Source organism: Pantoea sp. X-Soil-ISGK-285, from assembly GCF_059730815.1.
In genome coordinates this window covers 3,101,529-3,125,231 of record NZ_AP035938.1, presented here as the reverse complement: position 1 = coordinate 3,125,231, position 23,703 = coordinate 3,101,529, and the positions used below count along the sequence as shown (strand labels likewise).

The 23,703-nt window shown below is 47.5% G+C and carries 17 protein-coding genes, 1 other RNA gene and 1 pseudogene; 9 read left to right on the top strand and 10 right to left on the bottom strand.

Annotated features, from left to right (window positions below):
• Nucleotides 1-293 precede the first annotated feature (293 nt).
• The 5 genes from AC6I8B_RS14710 to AC6I8B_RS14690 all read left to right on the top strand — a co-directional run bounded on the left by AC6I8B_RS14710 (nucleotide 294) and on the right by AC6I8B_RS14690 (nucleotide 10,820).
• Nucleotides 294-1,414 (top strand): IS3 family transposase gene (locus AC6I8B_RS14710; RefSeq protein WP_157352785.1). Its coding sequence is split into 2 segments (ribosomal slippage): nucleotides 294-552 and nucleotides 552-1,414, totalling 1,122 coding nucleotides; the frame shifts between segments, so codons are not numbered across the junction.
• A 521-nt stretch (nucleotides 1,415-1,935) separates the two neighbouring features.
• Entirely contained in the window at nucleotides 1,936-4,245 is a 2,310-nt protein-coding gene (locus AC6I8B_RS14705) for an AAA family ATPase (RefSeq protein ID WP_157352784.1), read from the top strand.
• Nucleotides 4,242-6,191, top strand: a complete 1,950-nt coding sequence (locus tag AC6I8B_RS14700; RefSeq protein ID WP_157352783.1) for a UvrD-helicase domain-containing protein — start codon at nucleotides 4,242-4,244, stop codon at nucleotides 6,189-6,191. The genes AC6I8B_RS14705 and AC6I8B_RS14700 overlap by 4 nt, the downstream gene beginning before the upstream one ends.
• A 90-nt stretch (nucleotides 6,192-6,281) precedes the next feature.
• The gene (locus tag AC6I8B_RS14695; RefSeq protein ID WP_157352781.1) at nucleotides 6,282-6,521 is read left to right on the top strand and encodes a hypothetical protein; all 240 of its coding nucleotides are present in this window, start codon (nucleotides 6,282-6,284) and stop codon (nucleotides 6,519-6,521) included.
• Between the two features lie 324 nt (nucleotides 6,522-6,845).
• Nucleotides 6,846-10,820, top strand: a complete 3,975-nt coding sequence (locus AC6I8B_RS14690; RefSeq protein ID WP_157352780.1) for an NACHT domain-containing protein — start codon at nucleotides 6,846-6,848, stop codon at nucleotides 10,818-10,820.
• Nucleotides 10,821-11,584: 764 nt separating this feature from the next.
• Here the strand turns inward: AC6I8B_RS14690 and AC6I8B_RS14685 are convergent.
• The 5 genes and pseudogenes from AC6I8B_RS14685 to smpB all read right to left on the bottom strand — a co-directional run bounded on the left by AC6I8B_RS14685 (nucleotide 11,585) and on the right by smpB (nucleotide 15,804).
• Complete coding sequence (locus AC6I8B_RS14685) at nucleotides 11,585-12,163, bottom strand: flavin reductase family protein (protein ID WP_157352778.1); 579 nt, start codon at nucleotides 12,161-12,163, stop codon at nucleotides 11,585-11,587.
• A complete protein-coding gene (locus tag AC6I8B_RS14680; protein ID WP_346525797.1) occupies nucleotides 12,160-13,083 on the bottom strand; it encodes a dCTP deaminase domain-containing protein in 924 nt (307 codons plus the stop codon). Before AC6I8B_RS14680 ends, AC6I8B_RS14685 begins: the two co-directional genes overlap by 4 nt.
• Before the next feature lie 393 nt (nucleotides 13,084-13,476).
• Nucleotides 13,477-14,727: pseudogene (locus AC6I8B_RS14675) on the bottom strand (integrase domain-containing protein).
• A gap of 189 nt (nucleotides 14,728-14,916) precedes the next feature.
• Nucleotides 14,917-15,278, bottom strand: a transfer-messenger RNA (tmRNA) gene (gene ssrA, locus AC6I8B_RS14670).
• A gap of 43 nt (nucleotides 15,279-15,321) precedes the next feature.
• Nucleotides 15,322-15,804 carry an SsrA-binding protein SmpB gene (smpB, locus tag AC6I8B_RS14665; protein ID WP_010257694.1) on the bottom strand — a complete coding sequence of 161 codons (483 nt, stop codon included), beginning with the start codon at nucleotides 15,802-15,804 and terminating at the stop codon, nucleotides 15,322-15,324.
• Nucleotides 15,805-15,962: 158 nt separating this feature from the next.
• Between smpB and AC6I8B_RS14660 the strand changes: the two genes are divergently transcribed.
• Nucleotides 15,963-16,397 carry a type II toxin-antitoxin system RatA family toxin gene (locus AC6I8B_RS14660; protein ID WP_497817476.1) on the top strand — a complete coding sequence of 145 codons (435 nt, stop codon included), beginning with the start codon at nucleotides 15,963-15,965 and terminating at the stop codon, nucleotides 16,395-16,397.
• Nucleotides 16,390-16,683 (top strand): RnfH family protein, encoded by a 294-nt coding sequence (locus tag AC6I8B_RS14655; protein ID WP_010257690.1) that lies wholly within the window; start codon nucleotides 16,390-16,392, stop codon nucleotides 16,681-16,683. The genes AC6I8B_RS14660 and AC6I8B_RS14655 overlap by 8 nt, the downstream gene beginning before the upstream one ends.
• Nucleotides 16,684-16,778: 95 nt before the next feature.
• Here the strand turns inward: AC6I8B_RS14655 and bamE are convergent, their stop codons facing one another.
• From bamE to nadK, 3 genes are all read right to left on the bottom strand, one after another.
• Complete coding sequence (gene bamE, locus AC6I8B_RS14650) at nucleotides 16,779-17,126, bottom strand: outer membrane protein assembly factor BamE (protein ID WP_129063103.1); 348 nt, start codon at nucleotides 17,124-17,126, stop codon at nucleotides 16,779-16,781.
• Nucleotides 17,127-17,312: 186 nt separating this feature from the next.
• On the bottom strand, nucleotides 17,313-18,974 hold the full coding sequence (recN, locus tag AC6I8B_RS14645) for a DNA repair protein RecN (RefSeq protein WP_061901195.1): 1,662 nt from the start codon (nucleotides 18,972-18,974) through the stop codon (nucleotides 17,313-17,315).
• A gap of 84 nt (nucleotides 18,975-19,058) precedes the next feature.
• Complete coding sequence (gene nadK / locus AC6I8B_RS14640; RefSeq protein WP_010672178.1) at nucleotides 19,059-19,937, bottom strand: NAD(+) kinase; 879 nt, start codon at nucleotides 19,935-19,937, stop codon at nucleotides 19,059-19,061.
• Between the two features lie 122 nt (nucleotides 19,938-20,059).
• Between nadK and grpE the strand changes: the two genes are divergently transcribed.
• Nucleotides 20,060-20,641, top strand: coding sequence for a nucleotide exchange factor GrpE (gene grpE / locus AC6I8B_RS14635; protein WP_010257683.1), 582 nt, complete (start codon nucleotides 20,060-20,062; stop codon nucleotides 20,639-20,641).
• A 59-nt stretch (nucleotides 20,642-20,700) separates the two neighbouring features.
• Here the strand turns inward: grpE and ung are convergent, their stop codons facing one another.
• A complete protein-coding gene (gene ung, locus AC6I8B_RS14630; RefSeq protein WP_497817475.1) occupies nucleotides 20,701-21,381 on the bottom strand; it encodes a uracil-DNA glycosylase in 681 nt (226 codons plus the stop codon).
• Nucleotides 21,382-21,623: 242 nt separating this feature from the next.
• Between ung and grcA the strand changes: the two genes are divergently transcribed.
• Nucleotides 21,624-22,007 carry an autonomous glycyl radical cofactor GrcA gene (gene grcA, locus AC6I8B_RS14625; protein WP_010257678.1) on the top strand — a complete coding sequence of 128 codons (384 nt, stop codon included), beginning with the start codon at nucleotides 21,624-21,626 and terminating at the stop codon, nucleotides 22,005-22,007.
• Between the two features lie 217 nt (nucleotides 22,008-22,224).
• Here the strand turns inward: grcA and srmB are convergent, their stop codons facing one another.
• Nucleotides 22,225-23,553 carry an ATP-dependent RNA helicase SrmB gene (gene srmB / locus AC6I8B_RS14620; protein WP_010257676.1) on the bottom strand — a complete coding sequence of 443 codons (1,329 nt, stop codon included), beginning with the start codon at nucleotides 23,551-23,553 and terminating at the stop codon, nucleotides 22,225-22,227.
• Nucleotides 23,554-23,703 lie beyond the last annotated feature (150 nt).

The following is a 23,703-nucleotide window of genomic DNA, read 5'->3' as shown; positions in this document are numbered from 1 at the left end:
GCTATTAATATCATTGCAACTATGAATCTTTTCTTTAACTGTGAAAGGAGCCAGGGATAAGGATAACCTTCTTTCTCAGCATGATGACGTATCACAGAGACTTCCTTTGGGGTAAACCCCTCTTCTAATAGCATTTTTTTATATCCAATTTATTCATAATCAGTTAGTGTCATTTGTTTGATTGTTGGCTTTTTATAACAAAATTTAGTTACTTGGTACAATTGACCTGCTCCCCGTTGATTAATACACCGCGATGTTAGTAATGTCTTCATAAGCCACATGAGGACATCCCCATGAAGAAGCGTTTTTCCGACGAACAGATCATCAGTATTCTCCGCGAGGCTGAAGCCGGGGTTTCTGCCCGGGAACTCTGCCGTAAGCACGCCATTTCCGACGCCACGTTTTATACCTGGCGTAAGAAGTATGGCGGCATGGAGGTGCCTGAGGTTAAGCGCCTGAAGTCACTTGAGGAAGAGAACGCCAGACTCAGGAAGCTGCTCGCCGAGGCCATGCTGGATAAGGAGGCGCTTCAGGTGGCTCCTGGGCGAAAGTACTGACGACAGACCAGAAGCGCGAAGTCGTGGTGTTGATGTGTGATGCGACCGGCCTGTCACAACGTCGTGCCTGCAGACTCACAGGTTTGTCCCTGTCGACCTGCCGCTATGACGCTCAGCGTCCGGCGGCTGATGCCCATTTATCAGGGCGCATTACTGAACTGGCACTGGAGCGCAGGCGTTTTGGCTACCGCCGCATATGGCAGTTACTGCGTCGTGAAGGGCTTCTGGGTAATCACAAGCGCGTGTACCGCCTTTATCATCTGAACGGGCGGGGCGTTAAACGCAGACGTCGTCGTAAAGGGCTTGCAACAGAACGTCTGCCGCTGCTCCGCCCGGCGGCGCCCAACATGACCTGGTCGATGGATTTCTTCATGGATGCGCTGGCTACCGGTCGCAGGATCAAGTGCCTTACCTGCGTCGATGACTTCACAAAGGAATGCCTGACGGTCACTGTTGCCTTCGGGATTTCAGGCGTGCAGGTCACGCGTATTCTGGACATTATTGCGCTGTTTCGCGGCTATCCGGCTACGATAAGAACCGATCAGGGCCCGGAGTTTACCTGCCGCGCGCTCTATCAGTGGGCCTTTGAGCATGGAGTGGAGCTGCGACTTATCCAGCCCGGCAAGCCGACACAGAACGGATTTATTGAGAGTTTTAACGGACGCTTTCGCGATGAATGCCTGAATGAACACTGGTTCAGCGACGTCAGTCATGCCAGGAAAACCATCAGCGAATGGCGTCAGGATTATAACGAATGTCGCCCGCACTCCACGCTGAATTATCAGACGCCGTCTGAATTTGCAGCGAGCTGGAGAAAGGGTAATTCTGAGAGTGAAGGATCCGACATTACTAACTGAGTTTTGTATTTAATTCTGGGGGCTGGTCACTGATTTTAGTTGCTTTATACGCAGTGTTGCTCCCTTTCTGAACAACATAACCAACGGTTTTACCCACATCGTAACATGCTGGCTTTAGTCTGAGACTATCCAAACTGTAGAGCCCTCGGGAGTGGTACCAAACTTAAACTGGAATTTGCTGTGCATGGACTGGGTAGAGGAACTACGCAATAAACGATGTCGCAGTGGGCTCTCAGGAAGAATTTATATTTGAAAATAGTCCTTGAACAAGTTGGATTACGTCATTGCGCGAACCTATAGGCCATGTTGATTGACGACCTGATGCCCAAAACGCTGTGACATGAATCAGTTAAAGTATATTTAAGGATTGGCATTTTTTAGCGAAGCGGTAATATGACTTGCCGTGTCAATTCTTTTATATTTGTGCCTCAACAGCATCAAGATTGAAGGACTTGGGCTTACGGTGTGGCGCTGAGCTACTGCAGGTTGGCGCATTTCTACAAGGATTGAGAGGAGCCAAAATGTCAGAAGCAATCGCAACAACACCATCGTCTGGACACATATCACTAAGATTTATTGAACTCTCCCAATTCCGTCGACTTGGTAAGGTACAGGTAGACGTTGACCCAAAGACGACAATCCTCGTCGGCGCAAATAATAGCGGCAAAACGTCAATTCTGGCAGCTCTTCGGCACTTTCTCGCAGATGGTTCACCATTTGGTGCTTTCGACATAAGTATTTCTCAATGGCCAAAATTGCGGGAACTTGGAAGGGCTTGGGAAGCATTAGAAGAAGATCCATCTACGTCTGGTGCATCCGAAGATGTGTGGAAAGAGCAACTTGAAACCTTACTTTCGGCTATGCCAACGCTAGATCTATGGTTCGATGCTAAGGCCGGTATGTTCCACTATGTCTCTCCGTTTCTATCAAAATTTAGCTGGAAAGGCGGCGTAGTAGGCGTCCGATTACGTCTTGAGCCAGCTAATAACATTGAGGATTTGAAACAGTTAGCATGGAAGTATCACATGGTGAGAATGCCTGTAAAGGATATGGGAAACAATTCTCTTGCTTGGCCTATTGATCTACTGGACTTTTGGCTCCGCGAAGCATACCTGCTGGGCCAAGTTCGAGCTTATAAGTTAGATGCCGATAACAACCCTTTGGACGGAATTAAGACCTACGTTAGCCAAGTACTGGATGCTGACTCTAGCCCAATTGATCGTAAGCACCTGCAGAAACTTATAAAAGTAGACTTTGTGGCTGCACAGCGTGGCCTTGGTAGTGAGGAAGCTGATTCCCGCTCTGCTTCTGGCCCCCATCGCATAGGTTTATTCTCCAATCAGCTTCTCAAATTTGCTCGACAGCATCTAAATGTGGCTGCAACAGGTCATGGGCACCGAGCTGACCTCATAAAAGCTGTTGCTGATGCCCAGCAGGAACTAGACAAAAAGATTCATGAGGCTATTGGACCATCGGTAGAAGAGGTTAAAGAGCTTGGGTACCCCGGCTTGCATGACCCCCAAGAGATTCGTTTCCGCACGCGCATACAGACAGCCGAATTACTCGACCATGGGACAGCTGTTCAATACAGCATGCAGAAGGATTCACTAGAACAGCTTCTTCCAGAATATTCCATTGGTCTCGGTTATCAGAATTTACAGTCCCTTAGTTACCAACTAGTTTCTTTCAAAGCTTCTCGCCTAAATCCTGAAAAGGGCGCTCCAGCACCTGTTCATCTGGTTATGATTGAAGAGCCCGAGGCTCATTTACACGTACAGGTACAACGTATTTTCCCGGATAAGGCACATAAGCTAATCAGTCCTAACGGTAGCGATGAGTCAGGTCTTAAAAGCCAATTGATTATCAGTACTCATTCTAGTCATCTAGCACATGCTGAGAATTTTGACCGGCTACGATATGTTCGCCGTATTGCTAAGAGTGAAGAACAAAACATGCCTACCACTGAGGTGGTTAATCTTGGGCAAGTTTTTGGTGATGATAAAACGACTCGTCAATTCGCTGAACGTTATTTTCGCGTTCAACACACAGATCTTTTATTTGCCAATGCTGCAATCTTTGTCGAGGGGGTTGCTGAGCGAATGCTGTTACCTCTTTTCATTGAAAGAGATTTTGCAACACTCAACAGTCGCTATCTGTCCTTCCTTGATATTGGTGGCAGCCATGCTCATCGGCTAAGATCTCTCGTTGAAAGACTCCGTATTCCAACTGTAATTATTACTGACATCGATCCAGTTGAAGAAAGACCAGGTAAGCCTAAAAAAAATGGGGACCCGACTACAACCTTAGTTGCTGTAGCTAATACAGGACAACCCGGCCTGCAATGTGGGAACCCGACTCTTTGCGGATGGCACCCTAAGCTGCAACAGCTTGAGGATTTCAAGAACCCGAAAAATGAGCATCTTGTCTGGAACGAAATTGCCGAATGTTCTGTACGTTTTGCATGGCAGTTGCCTGTAGCCGAAGCTGGTGGTCAATGGCCAAGTACTTTTGAAGACTCTCTAGTTCTTAGAAATATCCCTTGGTTTAAGCAACTTAATGATGAAAAAGTCGATGGCGATGGGAAGCAAATCAAACCGCCGAAGGGAGCTCTGGGCTCAGTAGCAAGACAGGTCGCTGAAAATGATAATATTCCAGAACTGCTCGCGGCTCTGCACAAATTAATGCATGGATCATTTAATAAAGGAGACTTTGCCGCAAGCATCTTTGAAATGATCGCGGCGGATGAGCCGATCACCTGTCCTAAATATATCGAGGATGCATTGGAATGGCTCCAGACACAGCTTGAGCCAAGCAAGGAGGTGATGCCATGACTAACTCACCAATCCTTGACGGCAATGATCGCGATGCAGGGGTAGTAGAAGATATTTGCGGCTACCTTACAGACATTCCACCTCGTAACTACTTCCTTTTTGCGGGGGCTGGTTCTGGTAAAACACGAACATTGGTGGAAGTTTTACGTCGCCTTACTGGTGTGACCGAGCATGAGAAGGGGGGGCAATTGGCACGGTCCCTGAAGATGTATGGGCGTTCGATTAGAGTGGTAACGTATACAAAGAATGCTGTCTCTGTAATCAACGGACGTCTTGGGGACAATAGCTTAGTCAGTGTGTCTACCATCCATTCATTTTGTTGGGAGTTAATTAATGGGTTCAACGATGACATTCGTGAGTCCCTTGTAGCAGTAAAAGAAGCTCAACTCGCTAAAGAGACTGCAGAGGCACAAGCGAAACCGAAGGGTATTACTGCAGCAAAACAGCGTGACCTTGACGAAATCACGAATGAAATCGAGATTCTTCGGACAACTGAAGTATTCATCTACCATCCCGATCGCAATACGCATGGGCCTGGTGCTCTACCGCACAATTACGTACTCGATGCGACAGCTTGGTTGCTTCGAAACAAGCCAACACTCCAATCCATTCTTAAAGATCGACATCCAATCATACTTATTGATGAGTCGCAGGACACGATGAAAGGTGTACTGGACTCCTTGATGATACTTGCCAAAAAGCGGGAGAGAGATTTGACTCTTGGTCTGCTGGGAGATCATCGACAACGAATTTATATGGATGGTCATGCCGATCTTCCAAGCATAGTTCCGGAAAACTGGGCAACGCCTGAATTACAAATGAATCATCGTAGTCAGAGACGTATTGTCACTCTGATCAATAAAATCTGGGAAACTGAACTGGAAGGCAGGACGCAACCAGCAAAGGGTTCAGCACAACATCCCCGAACAGAGAAGGCTGGTGGAACGGTTCGGCTCTTCTTGGGGGATACATTGAAAAGTCCAGGTGACAAAGTGCTCAGCGAACGCTGGTGTGCTGAACAGATGTTTGAAGTTAGTGGTTCACTAGCCTGGAATCAAAAACAATATCAGCTGCTTGCGTTGGAGCATAAGCTCGTCGCCACTCGTGGCTCGTTTCTTGATGTGTATGAGGCAATGGTTCTGTTAGATCCCCACGCCGCAGCGCCATCTGGGAGTGGGGACAATAAAGGGCCTTCAACAGTACAAATTTTGCTTAATGAGCTTGCGCATTTAGAAACCTGCGTCAGTAATGAAGGAATTGTGAATGAGTTCAAGGCAACTGAGGTTTTTCGACGTTATGGCGGTTTAGACAATATGCCTGAGGACTCAGAAGCAAGAGCTGAACGTACTGATGAAATGCTCGAGGCGATAGCGATATTTGCAATGGCTTGCGCCAACCCTGAGTCAACGGTCGCTGAGGTATTAGCACCAGTCTTAAGTGGAAAATTATTTGAAGTAGATCATCGCCTTCATGAGGCTTATGCCGACAAGTCACCAGCCCCGCAAGCTCCTGGACGAGGTGAGGATGAGTCAAAGCAAACAAGAATGCGCCGTGGATGGTGTGCACTGTTTGATGTTCCATGGAAACAACTTAAGTGCTATCGGAATTACCTTGCTGGGATTTCAGAGCTCGCAACACATCAGGTAGTTAAAGGCTCTGAGTTCAAGCACGTCATGGTTGTAATGGATGATGCTCTTGCTGGTGGGACTCTCATTAAGTACGACAAGATTTTTGGTGGTACGGAGTTAAGTCCAAATGATAAAAAGAATGTAGAGGCTGGTAAGGAGACAACCATCGACCGGACTTTACGTTTGCTGTACGTGACTTGTAGCAGGGCGCAAGAATCGCTCGCTTTAGTACTTTGGTCGTCCGATCCAACTGCAGCTATGACAAGAATCAAGGAGAGCCAATGGTTTGCTGAAAATGAAATACAGGTCATTCCATAGTGCGCCTAAGAGTAATTCCATTGCCGAGTTAATCCCTAGTTCGCTGAAAATAAGAGCGTATCAGAAGATAGACTCTCGAGGTATTTTGAAATGCTGTACCAGCCTGTCCCGCTTGCACGATATTTTTCTTTAGTACCTAAGTCAAAGGTTGACTCAGATGAAAGCGAATTGCACTCGCTTTGGGGTACACAGAAACGCACTGAGTGGCAAACGCTTGAAGAAGAATATCGCTGCGTCATTTTGGCGGAAGCAGGTGCAGGAAAAACCTTCGAGATGGAATCTCGAGCAAAGCATATCCAGCAATCAGGTCGAGCAGCATTCTTCATCTGAATAGAAGATGGTTTCGAAAATGCTTTTGAAGTCGGTTGCGCAGAATCCTTTGAAAACTGGCTTAAATCTCACGAAAAAGCATGGTTTTTCCTTGACTCGGTCGATGAAGCTCGTTTTGAAAATCCTCGAGCTTTTGAGAAAGCAATTAGGTGTTTTTCATTGAAGATCAAATCAGCGCAACAGAGTGCGCACTTTTTCGTTTCTGGTCACCGGTCTTAGTCGCTGAACTCATAGTAACTATGTTACTCATGTCTATGATTTTGATGGTAATCTAACATTATGCTTGAACATTTTCCTAAGCCGTAAGCGCTCTAAGAGACTGTAATGAAAAAGACAGTGATAGATAACACCCCGAAAAATACTGAACAATCTGAACAAGAAGGTAAGGGGCAAAACAAAAAATCTGCGGTAGGAGGGAGTGCCGCTGAGCGAGGGCTAGACTTTCAAGCTCGCGTTATCGCAATCACGATGATTTATCTGCTGTCAGAACGAAAAATCATCTGGTTAAGCGATATCCTGAACGATGTTCCATGCTTGGTTGATGCAGAAACAGGGGGACCTGGAGATGACATTTCATTACTCACCAAAAACGGAAAAACAGTTGAAATTCAGGTTAAACGTGGCCTGAGAAGCGGTGCTGATTTGTGGGATGCGCTTAATGCTTTGGTACAAGCGATCCATAAAGAAGAAATTAATTCAGGAGTGTTGGTTGTCTGTCCTAATAGCAGTGCAACGATACGTACAAATCTCGCAGAGAACATTATACGTATTGGTACAGGAAGGAAGGATGGACTCCATAAAATCGGCCACGAGTTCGTTAAAAAGTCTGGACTCAATATTGAAGAGCTAACCCGTGTATGTAATTCACTGCGAATTATTACAGTTGCTGCAGTCGAGGGAAACAATAGTGAAGAAACCAATGCTATTAACCAGCTTCAACAACTATTCTGTGAGCCTTATCAAGCATGGGGCATGCTTGTTGAGCACGCTCGGAAACTCATCAGGATACGGGGTAGGGTAACGATATCCTCTTTACTTAACGAATTCAGACTCAACAGTTTAGACATTAAAACTAATTCCACTGACTGCGGAATTCAGCTAAGAGCAACAATCTCTAAATGGTTTGAAGCAAGCTACTCGCAATTCAGTATTCCAGGCCAAATTAAACCTGTTTCACTAAAGTCCTGTTGGATCCCACTAAAAACCGCAGTCATCAAGGATCTGGAAACGTTTCCTGATGACTTATCACAAGCCCTAGTTAGTTATCACAGCTATTCAGCGGGTAACCGGCACTCAAGTCAAAAGTTCGATGCCTGTACCTTGGGAAGATACGTTACAAAAGGAATAATTATTGGTGGTCCAGGGATAGGCAAATCAATGCTCCTCCGCCGTATTGGACTTGAGTATGCATCAGAATGCTATCTGGTGTTGCTAGCTTCCCTTACACGAATATCTTCTTTAATTAACCATAAAGGCATTCCTTTTGAAGAGGCGTTGGTTGACGTCGCACTTAGTGGTTCGGGATTGACCTATCGATCTGTTGATTTGCAGGATGCGGTCATTTTATGTGATGGGCTTGATGAATGTGGTTCCAGTCAGAAAACAATTACCGATGCATTGCATAGATTTGCTGTTGCCCATCCCAAAGCACGAATCTTACTCACCAGCCGCCCTGTGGGCTATCAGCCTGGTTTACTTGCTGAGTGGAGACATTATGAGCTTCTTCCTCTGGAAGACTCTCAGGCAGATGAAGCTGTTACACAAGTAATGGCCGCACTTAATTTTGACAGCTCCGAGGCTCAATCCCAGGCACAGGCTCACGCGAAAGAACAGATGAAGTCCCAACATCTGAAGGGGGTTGCTACCAGAAGCCCATTAATTCTGACGATGCTGGCATCCTTGTCTTCAAAAGGAATTGAACCCGGAAGCTCCCGTAGTTCGCTGTACAGACAGTTATTTAAATTACTTGAGTCATTTCCTTCAACGCGTTCTGTCAATTCTCTACCAACAGCGGCTGATCGGGACTGGTTTATCAATTTGTTGGGGTGGGTTTTGCTGGAGCATGGAACAGAACCTTTTGATACAACATCCGAGCGTTGCATTTCTGAGTGGCAAAATGAAACTCAGGGGAGCCGACTCGATTGCATGAACAAGGTTGATGCCTGCTTTAATTACTGGGAATCTGTGGGAGCTATCGAACGAATACATACTTTAGATCAAGAAGCGGTGACTTTTGTGCATAAAACGTTTGCTGAGTATGCTGCTGCAGTTTTCATCAAACGACAGCCGCATAATGCGCAACGTGATTTACTAATAAAAGTTATACGGCATGAATCGAAACGCGAGACGCTTTCTTTTGCAAGTCACCTTGGCCTGGTACAAGAGATTCTTGATGTATGGAGTGAATTGATAGTCAATGGCGATACGGCAGCGACAAAAGGATTACGAGAAGCACACAAAATTATTATTGAAGCGGGGTTACCAGTAACGACAGACTCACTAGGTGTTTTTGCTGATTGTTGCTGGAAAGCTGCGACTTCATCTATAAGTTTGTTTAACGCAGGAGATTCGCTTTGCCAAATTGCAGAACAAAACTGGGATATCGTGCGCGATCATGTTACTTCAAACCTCAACTCACAGGATGGCTGGCTTTGGCTTGTCGTTTGGGGATGCTTCCTGACAGGCTCCCCGGATGAGGTCAGCTATCATGATGCGGTAACTGCATTGAATAGTATAAAGTTGAAATGGCCAAAACGACTGCAAAAAGGAAATTCTATCTTTGATTTCATTTCTGGTCAGCACGTAAAAAACTGCATCGTTTTAGGCGCTGCAAAGGTTATCCTACGAAATCCTGAAGAAGCAGGACTGGCCGTTCTCACTGCCATAATAGATAAAGGAAGAGGCGTGTCAACCAACTGCCTTCTGCAGCTTCTGAAACTTTATCAAGATGCGGGTATTGAGTTAGAAAATGAGGTGTCTCGTTATTCGTTCCTGAACCAGGATTTTATGAATGCATACGACGTAATTGATCGGGAGTGTTTAAATTTCCTATCTCTATTAGCCGACGAGTATGACGTTTCGGATCAGAATGATATTCTGCCAGAGAGGATGATTGAACTCGGCGCATTTATGACAGTATCTGGTTTTCATCAACTGTCGTTAAGTGGATTACATCGTTTAGGATGCTTTAATGAAGACGCCGTTTATCTACGCATATTTCTGTATCAAGTTGCCAGGTCAGTAGGACTTGAGCCTGAAAAACTAAAGTATCAAGCCGCTATGTTGAAAAAACATGGTCTTAGTAACCAATTGATGCTCAATTCCTATTTTTTCAGGCTGCCGGTTGTCGATATAGATTTGGCTCCAGAAAGAGTTGAAATTGATGAATCCGATTTTGATAGTTTGTGTTCGTTGATTTTACTAGACCAAGAGTACTACAGTGTTTTAGCCGCATTCGTTCTACATGAGCACATCAGTCATCCACGCGTCTTGGAATGTATAGAAAAAATCATTATGAGAGGTCATGGAATAGCCTTGCATTTAGCTGTCGAGCTCATAAAAGACATGTCTGAATCGAAATGGCAGGAATTTATCCTACACCGGCTGGAAACATCTGTTCCTGACAAAGGTTGTTCATATCTATACGATGCACTCATTTCCCCCTTCGACTTGCGTCATGAGGAAATTGCAAAGCAAGGGCTGCGAAATGAATCTGTGCACATTGCAATCGCTGCCGCAAAGTTTTCGACCAAACTCCCACCATCTAAAGCGTTATTAATTGAGCTTCGGCTCATTTATGAAGATTGGAAACAGCTGGAAAAACCTTCTCCAGATGGAATCGGAATTATTTCGGATAGCCCTCGGGATGTTCTTGCTCAGATTTTAATGCAAAACGTCAGTCAGGATGATGTGGAGCTGATTCTGGAGATGGTGCAGGAGAAGCGCAGTCCCATCCGCAATGCAGGTGAGAAGGCCTTGCTCGGTGCTTTGGCTGAATCTGTCGATTTACAACAAAACCTCACGAATTGGGTCAGTGAAGGAGCATGTAAAGGCAAATTGTTAGGTAAGATTATCAGTAATATCAATTTAAATGCCAAGACAGTAATGGAGCTTGTTCCGTTTCTTAAGCATCAGTCTGCAGAGTTACGTTTTGCGTGCATGGCACTTCTTAACAGACGCTATCTCAATAATGATCAAATCGAAATGCACGCACGAGAGCTTTTAACGGATACAGAAGTTGAAATCAGGGAAAATGCACTTTCAGTGCTGTCTTCTTTGGCTCTCAATGATACCAACTGAATCGCCGCTGGTTTAACAGACACCTAATAGTCATTTAAAGTGGTTTAAAGAGAGGTGCCCATGCGAGGTAAGCGTCATCCTAAAGAGTTTAAAATTCAAGCGGCCAAATAGATAGTTAATAATGGTCACTCTTTTTCTAGCTTGGTAGCACGATCTAGTATTTCCACCCACTGCTTTTATGCATGGATAAAAGTATATGGTTCGGATTTCTCCCTTAACAAAGTCCAGCAAGTTGCTGAGTCTGAGATCCGATGGTTCAATAGGGGGATGAAGCGGGATACTGGCGAACGGGACATATTAGGCAAAGCACGATAGTACAAGGGCTAGCATTGAGCAAGGAGCGGACGATGATTGAGTACCCGATGACAAAAAACTGGGAGAGTGGCTGAAAGCCTCGGTAACTCATTTAATGGCAAAAGGACCGTATCCAGACTATTCCTCTATCAGAGGTGGTCGCTAAAGCTGAGTTTTTGAACATTAAGAATGCAAACCCGGACGGCATAATTGAAGGGATAATTACATAGCGAACCCGTAACTCATCAATGATGGGAATTATGTCGAGCAAGGGTGGATTTTTGGGGGTGGGGAATGCAAGCAAAATTGTTGTAAAAAAAGAGATTTTTCCACTCCAAAAGAAAATGATTGAATTAGATCTTTGCCTTAGAGATAATTTTATTTGGTTTGAAAGTTACTAAGTTACTTAATCTAAGATGTTGTTTTTGGGCATTAAAAAATGCCCAAAACAGACCTACTCAAATTCATATTTAATTGTTAAAAAAATCGATGTATTTTTCATTCTCACCATTTACGACTCCGATTCTATGCATTCCTTTCTTAACTAATAAATCATACCCAAGCGTATTTGGACCGATAGATACTAAATTTTTTTCAACTATTGCATTATTTAAGTGATAACCTAAAACTTCACAAAACAAGGTTATATGGTCACCTGTTTTTATACGATTAATGACTTTAACTTCGATATTGGCAATGGCTTCGGCTATGCCAGGTATCTCTACATTAGGCAACTTTAATTTTGTAAATCCACATGTCGAAAATTTATCGATATCTCGACCGCTATAAAATCCGCACTGCATAGCTTCATTGGCTAACGACTTTCCTGGAATAGCTAAAACCACCTCCTTAGATTGCTCTGCTAAGTAATAAGAATGATTCCTATCTTCTATTGATATCGCTATCATCGGCGGATTATAAGAACAGGTAGTTGTAAAGCATAACGTAATAATATTAAATCTATTTAATTCAATGTCGGAAAAAATACCTAGCATTATTTTGCTAGGTTGATAATATTCCCTAAATTTTTTACGAGTAATTTTAATCATTTAATAAATCTTCTCAAAACTTTCTCATATATGAAAGTAGCAATTATAGAACAAACAATATTGATAATTACTACCAACCACATAGGTTGATTCGAGTCGCTATTAATCCAACCAGCCACAATAGTCGTTAACCCAAATTTATCTATCCAAAACGCAGATGCAGTGCCCAAGCCTAATGATGCCAGCCAAGACCAATATTTGATCTTTTTTTCTTGTTTTTTTAATAATGTATTAATTGAATCAATATCAGAAACCAGCTTAATATATGCTCTTGACAATGCAATATCTGTCCGAACGGATTTTTTCTGTATAGCATCAATTGCTATAGAACTTTTAATTTCATCGAATAATTCTTTCAACTCAACTTTTTCGAAAGCAGAGGTTAACTCCTTATCAATACTTTGCTTAACTTTTGTCGCTCGTACACCACTCCTTCCTTTATGAGTTATTGATGGTTCATCTGATAATTTTATAAACTCAACCCTGGCAAGGGGAATCCCTTCATCCATTGTTAAAGTTCGGTTGGAGTTATTGATTAACGTGATAGATATTTGACCTGTAAATCCCGGATCAACATAAGTATTTTCAGCTGAAAATCCAGCCATAAAAATCTGCCCGACAGTATTTACTCGAGCATAAACATTTTTAGGTAAAGAAAAAACTTCTTTCGAGTAGACTAATATGGTATCGCCCGGATTAGCGCAAACTTTTCCAGTCGACTCTTCTTTTTCATTTCGTTGAATATTACCTTTGTCGTCATATTTGATGAGCTCAAAACCGGCATCTAAAGATAACTCATATGTTGAATATTTAGCTTTGGTCTCATCTGCATTTTCACAAAATAATTGCGACAAGGCTTTTTTAATAAAGTTATCCGTTAACATGCCATTGGGATATTCTTTATCGCATAAAAGTGTCATTAGTTTTTCCTTGACTAATCTGGTTTTAAATGAATAGATCAAATCTATTAGAACTTTCCATTACTATATCAAGCACGATCAATGCGATACAAGTAAAGTTGCATAACCGGGAAGTTTTATATGTTGAAATTGAAAACATCATTTTTTTAGCTCGGTAACTCCAACTTATCCAGGTGCACGTGATCGTATCCCCTTTACGTGAGTGGAAAGGCTTCAACAGGGATGCGCTTTTTATCGCGCAACACGCTGCAGGTGCTGGGTCAGTCCAACGACGAGGCCCGCTTTTGGCTTTGCAATGCATCGACCCGTTGAAATCAAAGCACATACCGGATGGAAATATAATAATTTCTCTAGATCAGCCCAAAAGTCTAGGCTCATCTGAGTTCATATAAGTCATCCGATCAACCGCATTCCTTTCATTCCCCCTTCAATAATGCTCCCACGATCTGCTGCCATAACAAAGTCCGCCCACCATTGCATCATGGGACGTCGTTGCTCAAGTTAGTCGCTGCGGTTATAAGCGCGACGTACTTCATTTTTGTCCACATGAGCAAGTGCGGCTTCAATGACATCAGGTGGAAAACCCTGTTCATTAAGTGCTGTACTGGCAATAGAGCGCAACCCGTTCGAAACGAGGATACCGCCAAAGCCCGCACGTTTAAGCGAAGCATTTACGGTCTGACTATTCATTCGCTGGTTTGGCTTGATACGGCTAGGAAAGATAAAATCTCGGTTGCCGATTAGCCATTTCATTATCTCCAGCACAGTTATTGCTTCATATGACAATGGAACCCTATGGTCACGGTTCATCTTCATGCGTGAAGTAGGGATCTTCCATTCTCGCGCTTCTATGTCTACCTCTTCCCAACGGGCTTCAGCCGCTTCGGCAGGGCGGGTGATGGAAAGAAGTTGCCACATGAACAGGCATCGTGTTTAAAGGCTAATGCTGGCCGTTCGCATCGTTTGCATCAACTGCGGTAGCTGATCAGAGCGAATACTTGGCATATGCTTCTTCTGCGGTTTTTCGAAGGCTTTGCCAATATTAACGCTGGGCACCGCATCAATCAGCCCCGTGTTCTGGGCATAGAGCATCACCTCATTGATACACTGGCAAAGACGACGGACGGTTTCCATTTCTCCTCTAGCCTGAACCGGTTGGACGGCCTTAACTAATGTGTGAGCTTTAATATCTGTAACGCTAACGTCACCAATTGCAGGAAAGACATCTCTTTCTAAAGATCGCCAAATGTCCTCTGCATAGTCCTCGGTCACACTGGTTTTCTTCACATTCCACCAACGTTCAGCCACGAGTTGGAAAGTATTAGTTTTGACTCCAAGCGAACTGCGCAGTTGTTCTTGCTGATGTTCCTGGGGATCGATTTGTTTCACCAGGAGAGAGCGGGATTCAGTTCGATAGCTTCGAGCATCGGCAAGCCTAACTGGCGGGTAGGGGCCTATGCTCTTCTTCGCCCATTTATTGGTAACAGGGCGAATGTAGCGAAATTGCCAGATTTTGCTGGCGCTGGATTTGATGAGTAGCTCAAGGCCATCATCATCATAGAGAACGTAGTCTGCTTCCTTGGGCTTAGCAGATTCGATTACTTTAACGGATAGAGGTTTGTCTTGCCATTGCCGGGTTTCCATAGTTTTAGGCACCTCAAAAACATTAAAGCTTCAGGAGGCACCTAACAAGGTGCCTAAAAGGTCCGGATTTAATTAGTTCTCTTCGGACTGCGCGGGACAAATTGAGGAGACAAAAAAGCCCGCAAGGCTTTCACCTTGCGGGCTTTCAGGACTTCGATGATGGTTCTGGTAACCATCAACCAAGAATTTTGGTGGAGCTGGCGGGAGTTGAACCCGCGTCCGAAATTACTACACCGTCGGCACTACATGCTTAGTCAGTTTTTACATTCGCCGGTTAGCTGCGAACAGACACGCCACTAACAGACTAGCCTGATTGAATTTAACGCTTCAACCCCAGGCAAGGCATCCACGCGATCTCTTTTGGGTTTGACTTCTCTTGATCCCCGTCTTAAGAGCGGAAGCTAGGGAGAGAAGGCTCTAAGCAGGTTATTAAGCTGCTAGTGCGTAGTTTTCGTCGTTTGCGACTATTTTTTTGCGGCTTTTTACGAGGCAAACCGCCCCTCGGCATGCTCCTAAGGCTTCACAATCCCGTCGAGTCCAGAATCAGCCCCAGAACTTCAAATACTAACAACAAAACAACTCAAAATCCAGTGCTTAACGCTTTGAATTCTTCATGATACGTGCTTTGTCTAATTGCCATTCGCGGTCTTTAATATCATCGCGCTTGTCGTGCTCTTTTTTACCGCGTGCAACACCAATCTTCAGTTTGCACCAGGCGTTCTTCCAGTACAACGACAGTGCCACGATGGTGTAGCCTTCGCGGTTGACGCGGCCATACAGGGAGTCGAGTTCACGTTGCTTCAGCAGCAGCTTACGGCTGCGCGTTGGGTCACAGACCACGTGACTGGAGGCAACGGCTAAGGGTTGAAAGGTTGAACCGAACAGAAAGGCTTCGCCATCGCGCAGCAGAATATAGCTGTCGCTGATGTTGGCTTTACCAGCACGAAGTGACTTAACTTCCCATCCTTGTAACGACAATCCCGCTTCGTACTCCTCTTCAATGAAGTACTCGTGACGGGCGCGTTTGTTCATGGCAACAGTGGCAGAACCGGGTTTGTGTGCTTTTTTCTTTGTCATAGTGCGGCGTATTTTACATCACTTAGTCGGTTATCGCATCCCCAGTCCAGCGGGGCGGCAGGAAACGGGATATTCTAGCACACCCTCACTCGGGGACATTTTTGTTTAATCGCTGAAAATGCTATTATTCAGCGGTTTCGTGATGAACAGGAACCATTATGGCTCAGATTAGTCGTTCGGCGCTGGTCCCGTTTAGTGCCGGGCAGATGTACAAACTTGTAAATGATGTGGATGCCTATCCGCAATTCCTGCCGGGTTGCACCGGAAGCCGCGTGCTGGATGCGTCAGATAATCAGATGACTGCGTCCGTGAATGTGTCGAAAGCGGGCATCAGCAAGACATTTACCACCCGTAATACCCTGACAGATAACCAGAGCATCCATATGCAACTGGTTGATGGACCGTTCCGCAAGCTGACCGGCGGCTGGAAGTTCGTCTCGCTGGGCGATGACGCCTGCAAGGTTGAATTAAGCCTGGAGTTTGAATTCACCAACATGCTGGTAGAGATGGCCTTTGGACGTATCTTCAAAGAGCTTGCTAACAGCATGGTGCAGGCTTTCACTCAGCGTGCCAAAGAGGTCTACAGTGCCTGAGATCTCCGTTGAGGTGGTCTACGCCTTACCTGAAAAACAGTATCAGCTTTACGTGAAAGTGGAGCAGGGCAGTACGGTAGAGCAGGCCATCCAAAAGTCAGGGCTACTGGAACTGCGTCGGGAGATTGACCTCACCAGTAATAAAGTCGGCATCTACAGTCGGCCAGTGAAGCTGGGTGATGAGGTTAATGAGGGCGATCGTATTGAGATCTATCGTCCGCTGATTGCCGATCCCAAAGAGCTGCGCCGTCAGCGCGCAGAGCGAGCGGCAGAAAGCAAAAAATAAGTCGCTATCCCTTCAGGCTCAGTGGATAGCGGGCATAAAAAAAGGCGCTCAGTGCGCCTTTTTGCTGTCTGCCGTTTAAACGGTCTTCCGTTCAATCAGTCGCTGTTTTTGGCCAGATTCTGCTTATTGTCGATGTTAGTCAGAACACCGTTGCCATCAAAGTTCAGCGTCAGCGTCTGCTGCTTCACGCGCTCATGACCTGGCTCCTGACGGAACACGTAATACCATACGTTGCTGCCAAACGGGTCTTTCATCATCGGCGTACCGAGGGTGTAAGCCACCTGTTGCTGTGTCATACCGGTATGGATCTTGGCTACGTCGTTAGCTACCAGATAGTTACCCTGGTTGATATCAGGACGATAGACCACGCGCTCTAAGGTGGAACATCCGGCGGTCATCATCAACATTACTACTGCCGCGGCAGTCAGCGTTTTACAGCGCATCTATACATTCCTTTTCCGGGGCCAAACGCCTTTTACAGGCGGTTTTCTTGCCATCAAAATCTGAACTCTGCCTGCGGCAGGCTTTATTACTTTGGCGACATAAGTGCCGATGATAATAAACCTTTTCGCTATTGGAAACCTCTACAGAGCAAGCTTATGACCCCAGCCGGTTAAAAAAGTGCGCTGCTATGCGGCTAAAAGTTCTTTTGCGTTGGCCAGGGTGTTGCGTGTGACCTCGCTGCCACCCAGCAGTCGTGCCAGTTCCTGCAGACGTGCACGCTTGTCCAGCGGCTGCATATGGGTCTCGGTCATCGCACCATCAGTCTCTTTGCTGACATAAAAATGCTGATGACCACAACCGGCAACCTGCGGCAGGTGGGTTACGCACATCACCTGGGTCGATTCGCCCAACTGACGCAACAGTTTACCCACCACAGCGGCGGTCGGGCCGCTGATGCCGACATCCACTTCATCGAAAATCATCGCCGGCGTTTCCATTTTCTTCGCGGTGATGACCTGAATCGCCAGGGCGATACGTGACAGTTCACCGCCCGAAGCGACTTTGCCCAGCGGCTGCAGTGGCTGACCTGGGTTAGTGGTTACCTGGAAATCTACGCGGCTCGCACCGTCTGCGGTCAGCTGATCCGGGTTAAAGGTCAGCGCGATTTTAAACTGACCATGCGGCATTGAGAGCAGATGCATACTCTGGGTAATCAGCAGCTGCAACTCATCTGCATAGTGGCTGCGCTGCTGGTGCAGCTGCTCTGCGCTTTGCAGCGCGGCCTGATAGTGTTCACCCACCAGTAATTGCAGGCTCTCCTGATCGCTCTCATGCTGAGACAGCAGTTCCGCTTCTGCCAGCAGTTGCTGATGCAGTTCAGGCAGCCCTTCAGGGGTGACGTGATGCTTACGGGCTAAGGCGATCTGGCGCGAAATACGCTGTTCCAGTTCATACAGGCGGTTAGGATCCAGATCGAGGCTGTCGCAGTAGTGGCGCAGCTCATCGCTGGCTTCGCTCAGCTGAATCGCCGCCTCTTCCAGCAGGTTGTGAACGCCGTTCAGCTTCTCATCCAGCGAGGTCAGTTCTGAAATCATCTCACGTGCGCTGTAGAGCAGGCTGTTGAGATTATTGTCATCGCTGTCTGCTAAAAGCTGCAGAGCCTGCTGGCTGGTCGACAGCAGCTGTCCGCTGTTGGCCAGACGCTTATACTCTTCGTCGATCTGCTCATATTCACCCTGCTGCGGAGCGAAGTCGTTCAGCTCTTTCAGCTGATACTGCAACAACTCGCGGCGGGATTCGCGCTCCTGTGCCTGCTGCTGATGCAGCGCCAGGGTGCGGCAGCTCTGATGCCAGGTCTGATAGCTGGCGCGCATTTGCTGCAGCAGATCGTCGTGACCGGCATAGGCATCCAGCAGATGTTTCTGGTGGTCTGGTTTGAGCAGAAGCTGATGGGCATGCTGACCGTGGATCTGAATCAGTAACTGGCCGAGATCGCGCAGCTGAGAGAGCGGCACCGCCGTGCCATTGATAAAGCCGCGGGAACGTCCGTCAGCGCTGATAACCCGGCGCAGCAGACATTCGTTGCCATCGTCCAGATGATTATCAATCAGCCAGCGCTGAGCAGAAGGGGAGGACTTAAGCTGGAAGCGGGCACAGAGGTCGGCCCGGCTGGCACCCTGACGCACCATGTCGGCATCAGCACGACCACCCAGACATAATCCCAGCGCATCAATCGCGATAGACTTACCGGCACCGGTCTCACCAGTGATTGCTGTCATGCCGCGTTGAAAATCAATGTCGAGCTCACGAACGATAGCGAAATTACTGATGGTCAGTTGGGCCAGCATAGGTTCACCTGTATGAATAAACACATATGGTTTTTCATACAGTATAAACTGGTTTTTTATCCAGTAAAGAGGGGAGGCCGCATTTCAGAACAATTTTTTTGACCAGCCCAGTTTTGAACTCAGCGTATTGAAATAGCTGTAGTTTTTGGGGTGAATCAGGTTCAGGTGATTGCTGCTGCGTCGTATCAGTACATCCTCGCCTTCCTGAATCGGCAGCGCAATCTGGCTGTCACAGCTGATTTCCAGATCGCTGCGGCGTGAGGAAAAGCGCAAACGGATGGTACTGCTGCTGTTGATGACCAGTGGCCGCGCTGACAGCGTATGCGGGAACATCGGCACCAGCACAATCGCTTCAAGTGACGGCGTCAGAATCGGGCCGCCCGCAGAGAGTGAATAGGCGGTCGAGCCGGTGGGTGTTGAGATAATCAGCCCATCCGATCGCTGGGAGAAGGCGAACACTTCATCGATATAGACTTCAAATTCGATCATGTGCGCGACTTTGCCGGGATGCAGCACCACTTCATTGATAGCGGAGCCAATGCGCGGCGAGCAGTCAGATTTGCACACCTGCGCTTCCAGCAGAAAGCGGCTCTCGACGAAATAGTTGCCCTGCAGCACCTCATCCAGCTGCTGCTGCGCATTGTCCGGATCAAGATCGGTGAGAAAGCCGAGATTACCGCGGTTAATCCCAATCACTTTAATGTCGTAGCGCGCCAGCACCCGCGCTGCGCCCAGCATATTGCCATCACCGCCCACCACGACCGCTAAATCGGCCTGCTGACCAATCTCCGCCAGCGTGCCCGTCTGCACGTCGTGAAGCGACAGCTCCTGCGCAATTTGCTTCTCAACGATCACTTGATAACCTTTGGCTGTCAGCCAGCGCCAGAGCATCTCATGCGTGGTTAACGCGGTGGGATGGCGCGGATGACCCACAATACCAATGCAGTTAAAGTGTTTGTTCATCTGGTCGGTGTTCCTTATAAGCCAAAACGGTAAGGCAATGTGATAGGTTCCCTTGAATCCGTCATACCAATCCCCATAATAAGTCAACCAGCGAAATGAATGTGCAAAACGCGGAGAAATTCATGAGTAGTAAAGAACAGAACACCCCAAACGAGCAAGTCTCAGACGAAATTCAGCAGGATCAGCAGCAACCTCAGGAAGCGGAGACAGCGGCAGAGGTGGATCCGCGTGATGAGCGTATTGCTCAGCTCGAAGCTGAATTAGCGCAGTCACAGACCGGTGTGCGCGATGCCCAGCTGCGTGCGCAGGCAGAGATTGAGAACATTCGTCGTCGTGCCGAGATGGACGTTGAGAAGGCGCACAAATTTGCGCTTGAGAAGTTTGCCAACGAACTGCTGCCGGTGATCGACAGCCTCGAACGTGCGCTGGAAGTCGCGAACAAAGAGGACCCACAGCTGGCTTCGATGATTGAAGGGATTGAACTGACCCTGAAAGGCCTGCTGGGCGCCGTACGTAAATTCGGTGTTGAAGTGGTCGGCGAAACCGGCGTGCCATTTAACCCGGAAGTGCATCAGGCGATGTCGATGATGGAGTCTGAAGAGTTTGAGCCAAACCATGTCATGCTGGTCATGCAGCGTGGTTATACGCTGAATGGTCGCCTGCTGCGCCCGGCGATGGTTGCGGTTTCCAAAGCTAAAAGCTGATTCAACGCCTGAATCCCGTTACACGGCCGCGCACTGACGCGGCCGTGTGCTTTCTGGCGTCAGTCAGGTAAAACCGGCGTCCAGTCCACCGGCTTTTTACCGGCAGCGCTCAGCAGCTCATTGGTTGTTGAAAAGTGTTTGCAGCCGAAAAAGCCACGGTGCGCGGAGAGCGGCGAGGGATGCGGTGCCTGCAACACGTGATGGCGCTGGCGATCGATAATGCTGCCTTTCTTCTGCGCATGTGAACCCCACAGCAGAAAAATCACCCCTTCACAGTGCTGGTTAATCGCCGCAATCACATTATCCGTAAAAGTCTCCCAGCCAAATAGCGCATGGGAATGCGCTTTGCCCGCCTCAACCGTCAACACGGTGTTCAGCAACATCACGCCCTGTTTTGCCCAGCTCTCAAGAAAGCCGTGATTGGGCTTCTGAAAGCCTGGAATATCCTGCATCAGCTCTTTATAGATATTCTGCAGAGAGGGCGGCACCTGGACGCCGGGCAGTACCGAGAAGGCCAGGCCGTGCGCCTGATTAGGCCCGTGGTAGGGATCCTGACCGAGTATCACGACGTTGACGTCGCCCAGCTCCGTCAGGCGAAAGGCGTTGAACACATCTTTCTGCGGCGGATAGACCGTGACACCCGCGGCGCGTTGATCGGCAACCTGCTTTAGCGTCTCGATAAAATAGGGTTTCTCTTTCTCTTCAGCCAGCACGTCGTGCCAGGTCAGCTTTTCAGCCATGTTTAACTCCCTTAACGTTAGTGCCATAAGCTTAGCGGTTCCTGCCGCTGACCTGAAGGCAAAAATATTTTGAATAATACAAATTAAGTTTAGGTGGCAGGGGTATTGAGATCAACGGGTTAGCTTAAAAGCGGCCGGAATGCCTGATTGATATTGATACAGGTCAAAACTGTCCGAGATCAAAGGTGATATACCGGGGCCTCAAATTTGATTTATCCACGTATTACCCGGGAGACGCAATCATGATCACTGGTATCCAGATCACTCAATCAAACAATTCACAACTACTGAACTCCTTCTGGCTGCTGGACGAAGAGAAAGCCGAAGCGCGTTGCCTGTGTGCAAAAGCGGGCTACGAAGAAGATCAGGTTGTCGCCATCAGCGAACTGGGCGAATTCGCTTTCCGCGAAGTGCCGGTTGAAATCAAACCTCAGGTACGTGTTGAAGGTGGACAGCATCTGAACGTCAACGTTCTGCGCCGCGAAACGCTGGAAGATGCAGTTAAACATCCTGAAAACTATCCGCAGCTGACTATCCGTGTTTCAGGCTATGCAGTGCGTTTTAACTCACTGACACCTGAGCAGCAGCGCGACGTGATTACCCGTACCTTTACTGAAAGTCTTTAAGCAGCCTGGGTTATCGGTTGCTGAAAATTAGCGCAAAGCGCACACAGCAATTTTTATTAATATTATGAATAAGATAAACAGTTAACTTCCCGGCACGCTGATGCCAGTGTCATGAAGAAAGCGCTCTGGCAGATAAAAGATTGTGAAAGGGCTGTTACTGATTATCAGATAAAAAAAATCGCCTCCTGTGAGGCGATTTTTTTATAGCTGCGATGATTTATTCCGCATTCTCGTTAGCTGGCGTACTGCCGCTTGCCTTGCGGCGTTTGCCGACATTTTTGGCATCACGATGGCGTTTTTTCACACGCGGTTTTTCTGTTTCACTGGCTTTCTGCTCTGCACGCTTCGCTAGAACCTTTTTCGACGGTTTACCGGTCGTTTTGGCACTTGGCGCCCGCGTCTCAGGACGCAGCTCATCAATCACGCGCGCTTTGATCGGCTCGTTAACATAGCGGGTGATTTTGCCCAGCAGCACGAAATCGTGCGCTTCAACCAGTGAGATGGCGATGCCTTTACGGCCCGCACGACCGGTACGCCCGATGCGGTGCAGATAGGTATCAGCGGTGCGCGTCATGTCATAGTTGAAGACGTGACTGACATCTTCAACGTCAATGCCGCGCGCGGCGATATCCGTCGCAACCAGCACGTTAACGCGGCCTTCACTCAGACGTTTAATCGCTTCGTTACGCTTCGCCTGCACCATTTCGCCTTCAAGATAGCTGCTACGAATCCCCGCTTCGTGCAACCAGCTCACCAGCTCATGCAGACGTTCACGCTTGCGCACGAACACGATGCTGCGCGTCACATCCGGCTGTTTCAGCAGATGGATCAGTAATTTGGTCTTGTGCTGCAGATCGTCAGCACGGTAGTACCACTGCTGGATCTTTTTGCGCTCACGGCGGCTTGGGTCCGCTTCCAGCTCAACCGGATCGTTCAGCAGACGCTCGGCGAAGTCACGGATATTGTCGCCTTCCAGCGTGGCGGAGAACAGCAGGGTTTGCTTGCGCCAGCGCGTTTCAGCCGCGATGGTTTCGATATCCTGGGCAAAGCCCATATCGAGCATGCGGTCCGCTTCATCCAGCACCAGGGTTTCTACTGCGCGGCAGTCAAAGTTCTCTTCTTTGATGTACTGCAGCAGACGGCCGGTGGTGGCGACCACGATGTCCTGGTTTTCGCTGAACACTTCGGCATGGTTCATATAGGCTACGCCGCCGGTGATGGTAGCGATGTCCAGATGGGTATGTTTCGCCAGCTCACGCGCATGATCGGCGACCTGCATTGCCAGTTCGCGGGTCGGGGTCACAATCAGGATGCGTGGCGGGCCAGATTTCTTACGCGGAAAATCAAGGAGGTGCTGCAACGCCGGTAACAGATACGCGGCGGTTTTCCCGGTCCCTGTAGGTGCCGAACCCAGAACGTCACGGCCCTCTAGCGCGGGCGGAATTGCAGCAGCCTGGATCACTGTTGGGCGCGTAAAGCCTTTTTCCTGCAACGCTTGTAGCAGGCTTTCGTCGAGTTCGAGTTCGGAAAATGTGGTTACTGTCATGGTCTACCTCAGTTTGGGGCGCTGATTATAGACAGATCAGACTGAATCTTCATCTGTTAATCCGTTTCGGCTGCGCCTGGGGTTGTCTGCCGCGTGAATTCCCTCTGTTGTCACGTTACACTCATGCGCTGCCGTACGGCAGGAAAAAAA

Bases quoted from the DNA above. Each gene is read 5' to 3' on its own strand.
- AC6I8B_RS14705 (WP_157352784.1), top strand. From the start codon at position 1,936: ATGTCAGAAGCAATCGCAACAACACCATCGTCTGGACACATATCACTA.
- AC6I8B_RS14700 (WP_157352783.1), top strand. From the start codon at position 4,242: ATGACTAACTCACCAATCCTTGACGGCAATGATCGCGATGCAGGGGTA.
- AC6I8B_RS14695 (WP_157352781.1), top strand. From the start codon at position 6,282: ATGCTGTACCAGCCTGTCCCGCTTGCACGATATTTTTCTTTAGTACCT.
- AC6I8B_RS14690 (WP_157352780.1), top strand. From the start codon at position 6,846: ATGAAAAAGACAGTGATAGATAACACCCCGAAAAATACTGAACAATCT.
- AC6I8B_RS14685 (WP_157352778.1), bottom strand. From the start codon at position 12,163: ATGATTAAAATTACTCGTAAAAAATTTAGGGAATATTATCAACCTAGC.
- AC6I8B_RS14680 (WP_346525797.1), bottom strand. From the start codon at position 13,083: ATGACACTTTTATGCGATAAAGAATATCCCAATGGCATGTTAACGGAT.
- smpB (WP_010257694.1), bottom strand. From the start codon at position 15,804: ATGACAAAGAAAAAAGCACACAAACCCGGTTCTGCCACTGTTGCCATG.
- AC6I8B_RS14660 (WP_497817476.1), top strand. From the start codon at position 15,963: ATGGCTCAGATTAGTCGTTCGGCGCTGGTCCCGTTTAGTGCCGGGCAG.
- bamE (WP_129063103.1), bottom strand. From the start codon at position 17,126: ATGCGCTGTAAAACGCTGACTGCCGCGGCAGTAGTAATGTTGATGATG.
- recN (WP_061901195.1), bottom strand. From the start codon at position 18,974: ATGCTGGCCCAACTGACCATCAGTAATTTCGCTATCGTTCGTGAGCTC.
- nadK (WP_010672178.1), bottom strand. From the start codon at position 19,937: ATGAACAAACACTTTAACTGCATTGGTATTGTGGGTCATCCGCGCCAT.
- grpE (WP_010257683.1), top strand. From the start codon at position 20,060: ATGAGTAGTAAAGAACAGAACACCCCAAACGAGCAAGTCTCAGACGAA.
- ung (WP_497817475.1), bottom strand. From the start codon at position 21,381: ATGGCTGAAAAGCTGACCTGGCACGACGTGCTGGCTGAAGAGAAAGAG.
- grcA (WP_010257678.1), top strand. From the start codon at position 21,624: ATGATCACTGGTATCCAGATCACTCAATCAAACAATTCACAACTACTG.
- srmB (WP_010257676.1), bottom strand. From the start codon at position 23,553: ATGACAGTAACCACATTTTCCGAACTCGAACTCGACGAAAGCCTGCTA.